The sequence below is a fragment of the Micromonospora foliorum genome, from assembly GCF_022229015.1.
GTDB lineage: Bacteria > Actinomycetota > Actinomycetes > Mycobacteriales > Micromonosporaceae > Micromonospora > Micromonospora foliorum.
In genome coordinates, this window is the sequence record NZ_JAKKFF010000583.1 from 35,551 (window position 1) to 44,679 (window position 9,129).

Annotated in this window: 10 protein-coding genes; 8 read left to right on the top strand and 2 right to left on the bottom strand. The window is 69.9% G+C overall.

The annotated features are described in order from the left end of the window. Positions 1-34: 34 nt before the first annotated feature. The 5 genes from PSH25_RS33110 (at position 35) to PSH25_RS33130 (ending at position 3,579) form a co-directional block, all read left to right on the top strand. On the top strand, positions 35-928 hold the full coding sequence (locus PSH25_RS33110; RefSeq protein ID WP_238662802.1) for a hypothetical protein: 894 nt from the start codon (positions 35-37) through the stop codon (positions 926-928). Further along, the gene (locus PSH25_RS33115) at positions 921-1,421 is read left to right on the top strand and encodes a SigE family RNA polymerase sigma factor (protein WP_238662803.1); all 501 of its coding nucleotides are present in this window, start codon (positions 921-923) and stop codon (positions 1,419-1,421) included. The genes PSH25_RS33110 and PSH25_RS33115 overlap by 8 nt, the downstream gene beginning before the upstream one ends. A 217-nt stretch (positions 1,422-1,638) precedes the next feature. Continuing rightward, the gene (locus PSH25_RS33120) at positions 1,639-2,253 is read left to right on the top strand and encodes a hypothetical protein (RefSeq protein ID WP_238662804.1); all 615 of its coding nucleotides are present in this window, start codon (positions 1,639-1,641) and stop codon (positions 2,251-2,253) included. A gap of 49 nt (positions 2,254-2,302) precedes the next feature. Further along, on the top strand, positions 2,303-3,169 hold the full coding sequence (locus tag PSH25_RS33125; RefSeq protein ID WP_238662805.1) for a serine hydrolase: 867 nt from the start codon (positions 2,303-2,305) through the stop codon (positions 3,167-3,169). A gap of 167 nt (positions 3,170-3,336) precedes the next feature. After that, positions 3,337-3,579: a hypothetical protein gene (locus PSH25_RS33130; protein WP_238662806.1), complete on the top strand. Its 243-nt coding sequence runs from the start codon at positions 3,337-3,339 to the stop codon at positions 3,577-3,579. Here PSH25_RS33130 and PSH25_RS33135 read toward each other — a convergent pair. After that, on the bottom strand, positions 3,572-4,177 hold the full coding sequence (locus PSH25_RS33135; RefSeq protein ID WP_238662807.1) for a lytic polysaccharide monooxygenase auxiliary activity family 9 protein: 606 nt from the start codon (positions 4,175-4,177) through the stop codon (positions 3,572-3,574). The two genes, PSH25_RS33130 and PSH25_RS33135, sit on opposite strands and share 8 nt — an antisense overlap. A gap of 265 nt (positions 4,178-4,442) precedes the next feature. Beyond that, complete coding sequence (locus PSH25_RS33140) at positions 4,443-5,021, bottom strand: hypothetical protein (protein WP_238662808.1); 579 nt, start codon at positions 5,019-5,021, stop codon at positions 4,443-4,445. Between the two features lie 489 nt (positions 5,022-5,510). Here PSH25_RS33140 and PSH25_RS33145 point away from each other — a divergent pair, with 489 nt between their 5' ends. From PSH25_RS33145 to PSH25_RS33155, 3 genes are all read left to right on the top strand, one after another. Continuing rightward, positions 5,511-6,044 carry a carboxymuconolactone decarboxylase family protein gene (locus PSH25_RS33145; RefSeq protein WP_238662809.1) on the top strand — a complete coding sequence of 178 codons (534 nt, stop codon included), beginning with the start codon at positions 5,511-5,513 and terminating at the stop codon, positions 6,042-6,044. A 154-nt stretch (positions 6,045-6,198) separates the two neighbouring features. Continuing rightward, positions 6,199-8,796 carry a class III lanthionine synthetase LanKC gene (gene lanKC, locus PSH25_RS33150; RefSeq protein WP_238662810.1) on the top strand — a complete coding sequence of 866 codons (2,598 nt, stop codon included), beginning with the start codon at positions 6,199-6,201 and terminating at the stop codon, positions 8,794-8,796. 5 nt (positions 8,797-8,801) lie between these two features. Next, positions 8,802-8,921 (top strand): SapB/AmfS family lanthipeptide, encoded by a 120-nt coding sequence (locus PSH25_RS33155; protein ID WP_013734295.1) that lies wholly within the window; start codon positions 8,802-8,804, stop codon positions 8,919-8,921. Positions 8,922-9,129: the final 208 nt, after the last annotated feature.

Genomic DNA, 9,129 nt, shown 5'->3' on the forward strand with positions numbered 1-9,129 from the left:
GCTGCGGGCGGTCGGGCGAGGAGGGGTACGGGATATGGGCGACGTCCGTGGGCGTTTCAGGGACGACCTGGCCCGACACCCCGCGCCGCCGTTGGGTGATCTGGTCCAGCAGTCGGTGGTGCAGGGCCGCCGGCTGCGTCGCCAGCGCCGTCTGGCGCAGTTCGGCGCCGGCGGATCGGCGTTGGCGGTGCTGCTCGTGATCGGCCTGGCCGCCGGGCCGTTCGGCGTCGGTGCGGATGACGCCGGTCAGCCCGCCGGGCCGAACGTCGGCGGGCCGGGTGGGCCGGTCGCCATCACCACGCCATCGCCGGCTGAGGTCCCCGATGGTGCCGCCCCGGGCCGGTTCGAGGGGGGCGCCGACGAGGAGCCGCGAGGAGACCCCTATCGGTCGGCGCCGCCGAACCCCCCGACGACGGTGATCGACACCGTGAGGGTGGGCCCGGGGCCGGACGGTGAACTGCTGACCACCACACCGCAGGGCGCTCTGGAACTGCTGACCCGGCTGCTGCCCAAGGGGAGCACCAGCGGTTACGCGAGTCTGCAGAGCAGCGGCGCGGGTCCCGGCATGCCGTACGTCCAGCTCTACCTGGATCGAGGCGATGGACCGGGCATGGTGCGGCTCGCCATCTACCAGGACGACCTCGGCGGCGGCCCGCGCCCGGGGACGGTGGAGCTGACCGAAGTACCCGGCGACTGCGTGCGGAACAAGGTGGTCACCGTGCACCACCGCGGTGGCCTCCGGATCGATCTGATGATCTGCACCTGTCTGATCTGGGAGGGCAAGGGGACGTCGCCGGCACTGCCCGTTCTCTCCGTGAGGGAGGCGACCGAGATCGCCGCCAACTCGATCTGGGGGACGAAACTGCCGGCCGGGCTCGTCGTCAACGGCGCCAAGAGGTTCTCGACGCTGGCCCGGTCGAATGGCTGACGAAGACTTCGTGGAGTTCGCGCAGGCGGCCGCTGGCCGCCTGCGCGACGCCGCGTTCCTGATGTGCCGCGACTGGCATCTCGCCCAGGACCTCACCCAGACGACGCTGGCCAAGGTGTACGCCCACTGGAGGCTGGTCCGCCGGGCCGACGACCCCCACGCGTACGCCCGCAAGGTCCTGCTGCGCTGCATGATCGACCAGCAGCGGCGTCGCTCCAGCCGCGAGTTGGCGGTGTCGGCGCCCCCGGATCGGGGCGAGGAACATCCTGCCGAGTTGCGCATGACGTTGCTGGACGCGGTCGCCACCCTGCCGTTGCGGGATCGGGCGATCATCGTCCTGCGCTACTGGGACGACCTGAGCGTGGAGACAACTGCCGAGGTTGTGGGCGTCTCCACCGCCGTCGTCAAGAGCCAGAGCATGCGCTCCCTCAACCGTCTGCGCGAGTTGCTCGGCGAGACCCGTTCGGAGCTGTTCGCCGAGGAACGCCATTGACCGGTCCCGTCGCCGGGCGGGGTGCGGCGGATCCCGGCGGTGTCGGGCCGCCGGTCGGGAATCGCCGCACCGGTCATGCGGCCGCGGCGAGCGTGCCACCTCGGATCGTCGCCTGAAGCGCCACCTGCGGTGGCAACTGTCTGCGTTTGGGGAGGTTTCGGTGTCCGTATCGAGCAGCAGGACATGCCGAGGCCGGAGCCGAGGCTCGGTCGCGGTCGTGCCGGCGGTCCTGACGGCGTTGGCGGTGATGGCCGCAGGCTGTCATCGGTCGGAGCCCGACGTCGGCCCTGGTGAGCGACACACCGCGACCGCGGCACGGGCCGATCCGAGCATGCTGCTGGGGGCGGGCGATCTGGGTTCGGACTGGCATGAGGACGAGGCGCGAACCGGTCTGCCTCCCTGGCCGTGGGAGCAGGACACCTGCCCCAACTACCAGAGCAGCGACTACCCGGCCAAGTCGCATCGGCGCGCTGCCGTGGAGCGCTCCTACCGGCCGTCCGACGGCTCGTCGCCAGCCCACCACGTGGTGGAGACGTACGAACCTGGATGGGCCGAGCGGAATGTCGAGGACGTCCGTCAGGTCCTCCTGCGGTGTGCGAGCTACCTGGTGCTGGGATCGCAGGTCTCGTTCGACGTCGTCGATCCACATTATCTGGAGGGCGTCGGCATGCTCATTCGAGGACGCATCGCGCATGCCGACATCCCGGACACCGTCACGTACTTCGTGATGCTGAGACGAGGCGAGACGGTCTCGACGGTCAGGCTGCCCGACTCGGGCAGCCAGGCTGCGGTGGACTCGATCGCGGCGAAGGCGGTGGCCCGTCTTGGCTGAGGGGAGAGGTCGGCAGCTGCAACGCCGCTGGGTCGTCTCCGCGGTCACCATGTCTCTCGCCGGCGTCGCGACGGCCGCCTTCGGTGCCACGCGCGGTCGCTCCGACAACATAGCCGGCCCAGCGCGCAGTTCGTCCCCTGCCATTCCGATCCCCACGACGCCGGCCATCGACCGGGTCGACCAGGCGAGAACGCGCATCAAGGCCTACCTGGAGCGGTACGACGGCCGCGTGGCGGTCGCGGCACTGGACCGACAGGGAACGGCTGCGGTGACGGTCGGCGGCAGACGGTTCGAGACCGCCAGCATCGTCAAGGTCAACATCCTCGCGGCCCTTCTGCTGCGCCAGCGACCGCCGGGCAGGGCCCTGGGTTCTGACACCCGACGGTTGGCCGAGGCCATGATCGTGTCCAGTGACAACGACGCGGCGGTAGCCCTGTGGCAGCGGATTGAGGGCTCGCGCGGCCTCACCGCCGCAAACCGCGCACTCGGTCTGCGGGAGACCAAACCCAACCCGCACTGGGGACTCACCACGACCACGGCTGCCGACCAGCTGCGTCTGCTGACCGCGCTGACGTCGCCGACGGGACCGCTGACCCCGCAGGACCGTGCCTTCGTCATGGGCCTCATGAAAAAGGTGATCCCCGAGCAACGATGGGGAGTCACCGCCGCGCGGGAGCCGGGCAATCGTTCCGTGTACGTCAAGAACGGTTGGGACACCGTTGATGTCGACGGCGGCCGCTGGCTCGTCAACAGCATCGGACGGGTCGTCGAGGCCCGTCATGACTGGCTGATCGCCGTGCTCTCCGACCATCACGTGAGCCAGAAAGAGGGCATCCGCGTCGTCGAGAAGGTCGCCACGTACGTGCTGAAGGAGATGCGCGCCGCCACAGCGGGCGACGGTCCTTCCCAGGGGTAGACCCGACGTCGGGGCAGGCCGACCGTGGGTTCGGTCGACCTGCCCGGGCCGGGCGCTCGTCATTGTCGGCAGAAAAGAAAATTCAGATCTTGTACCCATCCGTCTGCGGGTCGGCCTCGAATGCCTCATGACAGCAGCAATCGAGTACAAGCATCTGAGGAGTTCGTATGAAGCGGCGCCTGTTTGCCACGGTCGGCGTAATCGCCGTGCTGGCCCTGTCCGCCTGCGGCGGCACCGACACCGAGGGCACCGCCAGCGGTGCGCCGAGCACGTCGGCCAGCGCGCCGATGGTCTCGGCGTCGCCGTCGATGCGGCCGCAGGTAGGCGGTACCGGAAGAACAATCCGGCCCAGGGCGCGAACGCCCTGGGCCGGAGTGGTGCTGCAGCAGTCGGTCGTGCCGATCAGGTGACGTTGATGTCGCTGCACCACATGTAGGTCTGGTCCAGGTGCGACGCCCTCCAGAGCACGAACAGGATGTGGTTTCCGGTGCGTGCCGGGAGCGAGACGTTGAACGAGATGTTCTGCGCCGGCGCGTAGCGCCCGGTCGTCGTGAGCAGGTCGAGGTTGCCCCACCCAAGCTTCTGGGTGGCTGGGTTGAACCCCTGCTTGGTGACGTAGACCTGGAAGTAGTCAGCGCCGTGGCTGGCCTGGTCGTACAGCTGGACCGTGAGGTTGCGGCTGACGGTGGTCGTCTTCCACGCCCCGGGCTGGTTCACGCTGTCGTTCCTGGACAGGGCGTTGCTGCACAGCTGCCCGTCCGGGGTGCGAGCCTGGTACTGGCCGGCGAGGCCGTCCCGCAGCTGGCTCATCCAGTTCCACATGGTGTCGGGGTTGGCCTGGAACGCCCGCCAACACATGGGGTCCTGCTGCTGCATGGCCGGGTTCATGTGCTGGCTGCCCCAGGTCTTCCAGCACTGGTAGGCGCGACTCATCGGGTTGATGATCGTGCCGTGGGCCTGGGCTGCCCCGGTGAAGGGCAGCATGCCGGCCACGATGGCGAACACCATGACGAGCGCTCGAAGCGACCGCCGGACGGGTGACCGGGATCGTCCGCCGGATCGATCGGACTTGAGTGAACGCACTGTTCATCCTCCGCTCTTCGGAACTACAAATCAGTATGGGAACGCTCCCAAGCCAACTGTTACATCTATTGGCCTAGATATCAATACTCATCTATCTATGGTCGGATGTGGATCGAGCTGACCGGGCTGTCCGTAGCCGCCCGGTTCGGATCCGGATGCGGGTACGACCACGCCGCCGGCCCCGGGATGCTCACAGGCCGGCTGCTGCGTCGTACCGTCTGCGCTGGTCGGCCATCTCCGACTCGGTCAGCGCCTCCTTCAGCGCCAGTTCCGCGTACTTGGGCGGGAGCATCTGCCGCACCCGGTCGGTGAACATGACCTCGGCGGTCGCCTCGACCACCTGGATGCCCGGCGGCTCGGTGGACATGTCCATGATCACGGGACCGGCCAGTTTGACCGCCACGTCCCAGGGGCGCTTCTGTTCGGCGACCCCGCAGAGGTGGAAGCCGTAGACCGTCTGCACGTCGGCGAGCGCGGTGGCCCCGGTCGGCTCGTAGCCGTAGACGCGGACCCCGCAGATCACCGCCGGCTTCGCCGTGGTGGTGGCCTGCTGGGCACTGTGTCCGGCGTGGTTGTGCTGCCCCGGGTCCGTCTGTTCGAGGGTGGTGCGCATCCGGGCGGTGACCTGCGTCTGCAGGTCCGCCGGCTCCGCCTCCGGGTCGGCCCGGTTGACCAGTACCACCGCGCCGGCCGACACCGCCAGCAGGATCACCGCCACCCACACGAAGCGGTTTCGGTACCAACCCGCGAAATTCTCTCGGGAACTCATGATTGCTTCTCACCTCGTCGCCGGTTCTGGTGCTGGCAGGCCGAATCGGATGCCCCTGGTGGTTCGGGCGTCGGGCGCGTCGGCTGTCGGGGACACGTGTCGGGGTGTACCTACGGCGGGCGGGGATGACTGCCCGGCATGATGCCCGTCGTCGTAGAGATGGCCCGGCGATCCGGCAGGCGGGCGTCCGCCAAGGGCGGCGCGCTGCCGGCGCTGCGATGCTCCCGTGCTGGCCGTTCTCAGCGCGGTTGCCCCCGCGCTGCGGCGATATGAGCCATTCCAACACGTCTGGGCCGGCTCTGGCAACATCGACGAGCATCAGCGTAGATTTGGCCGGGCCGCCCGCACCTTCGTCGCGCACGAGTGCTCATCGCCGCACCGCCGCTGGTCTCCCCGAACAGATCCGCGGCGAGCGCAACCGGGATCGGATATGGTCCGTTACGCCCGACTTGACGCTTGTAAAGGGAAAATATGAGCCGTTTGCCATATGTGAACCCTGCCGATGTCCCGGCGCCGGTCCGCGACGCGCTGCAGGCCGCGCGTCCCCTGAACTTCTTCCGCGTCATGGCCAACGCCGAGACGGCGTTTCCGGACTGGATGCGCTGGGGAGGCACGCTGCTCACGAACCTGGCCCTCGACCCGCTGCTCCGCGAACTCGCGATCCTGCGAGTTGCCCAGCTGAGCGACATCTCCTACGAGTGGGTTCAGCACACGCCGATCGCCCGCTCCGTCGGCGCCACGGACGAGATGATCCACGCGCTCGGGCGCGACGAGATCGGGGACGACTGTTTCACGTCAGGCCAGCGGATCGTCCTGCGTTTCACGACCGAAGTCGTCCGCGACGTCCGCCCGCCCGACGACACCGTCATCGTACTGACCGGGCTGCTCCCCCCGCGCGAGGTGGTCGAACTCCTGATGGTGATCGGGCAGTACATGATGATCGCCCGGGTCGCCGCGGTGGCGGACCTGGACGTCGACGAGCCGATGGGCGCTGCCGTCTACGGTGCCGCGACACCGACCTGACCGCGGCCGTGCGGGCCTGACTAATGTCATGAGTACCTGTGCACCCCGCATCGAACGTCGTGACTAAGCGCACTGGAGCCCGCCCCGTCTTGTCGATGAGACTCGATTCGACGCCGGAACAACCAGCCGGCCGGATTCGAGGGGCGGCGGGACGGTGGACGAACGCTACGACAGCTACTGCGCCGCGGATCCGCTGTTCTACGACTCGCTCGGCAGCGCCGTCGCACAGCCCGTCTTCCCGGCCGCCGAACGGCCGATGCCGACCGGCTGGCGCCGCGAGCCGCTCGACGACTGGCTGATCTACGCGCCCGACGGCGGCTCGCTGCCGCAGCAGGGCTGGAAGATCCACATCTCGGCGGGCCTGGCGAACGCCGAGCGGGTGCTGGACGCGGTCTGGAACTACTGCGTCCCCCGCGACCTGTCCTTCAAGTTCCTGCGCGGGCCGCGCACGCTGCTGCTGCGCAATTCCAAGTACGCCGCCCGGGCCGCCAGCGGCAAGTTCGTCACGGTCTACCCCCGCGACGACGCCGAGCTGGAGCTGGCCTGCAAGGAGCTCGACGAACTGCTCACCGGCGAACCCGGCCCGTACATCCTCAGTGACCTCCGCTACGGCGCCGGCCCGGTCTACGTGCGCTACGGCGGCTTCGCCGCCCGCTACTGCCACTCTCCGGACGGCCAGGTGGTGCCGGCGATCGAGGACGACTCCGGCACGCTGGTGCCGGACCGCCGAGAGCCCGTCTTCCACGTACCGTCCTGGATCACCCTGCCCGACTTCCTCGGCCCGCACCTGGCCGCCCGGAGCGGCACCAGCACGGACCAGGTGCCGTACCGGATCGAGCGGGTGATCCACTTTTCGAACGGCGGCGGGCTGTACGTGGGCAGGGACCTGCGTACCGACACCGAGGTGGTGCTGAAGGAGGCCCGACCGCACGCCGGCCTGGACGCCGACGGCACCGACGCCGTCGCCCGGCTGGCCCGCGAGGCGCAGGCCCTGCGGCAACTCGCCGACCTGCCGCAGGTGCCGCGGGTACACGACGAGTTCGCGCTCGGCGAGCACCGGTTCCTCGCGCTCGAGTTCATCGAGGGCCGGCCGCTGAACAAGGTGCTGGTCGACCGGTACCCGCTGATCGACGCCGACGCGACCGACAGCGACCGGGCGGCGTACGCCCAATGGGCCCGCCAGACCTACGAGCAGGTCGAATCCGTCGTGGCGGCGATCCACGAGCGCGGCCTGGTCTACGGGGACCTGCACCTGTTCAACATCATGATCCGGCCGGACGACCGGGTCGCCCTTGTCGATTTCGAGGTGGCCGCCCCGATCGCCGGGCACCGCCGACCCGGGCTGCGCAACCAGGGCTTCGCGGCACCGCGCGACCGCAGCGGGCCGGCGGTCGACCGATATGCCCTGGCGTGCCTGCGGTTGGCGCTGTTCCTGCCACTGACCCAGCTGGTCCGCCTCGCCCCGGCGAAGGTGACCCACCTGGCCGACATCATCGCCGCGAACTTCCCGGTGCCGAGGTCCTTCCTCGACCCGGCGGTGGAGGAGATCAGCGGTGTTCGGCGGGTCACCGGGGACCCACGAACAGACGTCGGCGCGGACGACTTCCGCACCGTGCGGGACCGGCTGACGACGGCGATCGTGGCCAGCGCCACCCCCGAGCGCGACGACCGGCTCTTTCCCGGTGACATCGAGCAGTTCCGCAGTGGCGGCCTCAACCTCGCCCACGGAGCGGCGGGAGTGCTGTACGCGCTCGACAAGAGCGGCGCCGGGCGGTGGCCCGAGCACGAAGACTGGCTGGTGCGGCGGGCGACAGCGCCCCCGTCCGGCACCCGCTGCGGCTTCTACGACGGGCTGCACGGCGTCGCGTACGCGCTCGTTCACCTCGGACGTCGGCAGGACGCGCTGGACGTGCTCGACATCTGCCTGCGGGAACCCTTGGACGGGCTCGACCACAGCCTGGCGAGCGGACTGTCCGGGATCGCGCTCAACCTGGCCGAGATGGCTGCGCGTACCGGGGAGGTGTCGTTGCACGACGCCGCGTGGCGGGCCGCCGAGCGGGTGATCGGGCAGCTGGCTGACGACCCCGGCCCGGACGTCAGCGGCGGGCGTAACCCGTACGCCGGGCTGCTGCGCGGCCGGACGGGACCGGCGCTGATGCTGGTGCGGCTCTACGAGCTCAGCGGCGACGAGGAGTTGTTGGGGCACGCCGCCACGGCACTGCGTCAGGATCTGCGCCGCTGTGTGCTGCGCCCGGACGGCGCCCTGGAGGTGAACGAGGGCTGGCGCACCATGCCCTACCTGGCGCACGGCAGTGTCGGTATCGGGCTGGTCCTCGACCAGTACCTGCGCCACCGGGCCGACGACCAGTTCACCGAGGCGAGCGCCGGCGTCCGCCGCGCGGCACGCTCACCGTTCTACGCACAGTCCGGGCTCTTCGCCGGCCGGGCCGGCATCATCGCCTACCTCGCCGCCTCGACAGACGACGCCGACCGCCGCGAACTCCACGCGCAGCTGGATCGGCTGGCCTGGCACGCGCTGCCGTACCGGGAGGGGACCGCGTTCCCCGGTGAGCAGTTGCTGCGGCTCTCCATGGACTTCGGCACCGGCACCGCCGGCGTGCTGTACGCGCTGGCCAGCGCGCGGCACGACGAGCCGCCGGCGCTGCCCTTCCTCGCGCCCCTGCCGGGCGCGAAGAGACTCCCTCGCGACAGCGGGGGCGACCTGATCGGCGAACGGAAGGAAGGGAGGTGAACGACATGGCACTTCTGGACCTCCAGGGCCTGGAGATGGCTCCGGCCGACCGCACCGGTGGCGGTAGCCGGGCGAGCCTGCTGCTCTGCGGCGACAGCTCGCTCTCCGTCACGACCTGCAACTGATCCACGCACACGTGGGGCCCTGGGTGGGTAGACGTGCCCACCCAGGGCAACCGCGTACCAACGGGAGGACCGATGCCGACGTTCGCCGTGGGGGACAGGCTGCTGCGGCAGACGGTCCTGGCGGGCGGCGGCTGGACCGCCGGACTCGCGGCGGTCGCGCTGCTCGGCGCGGCCGCCGAACTGTTGCTGCCCGCGGCCCTCGGCCGCG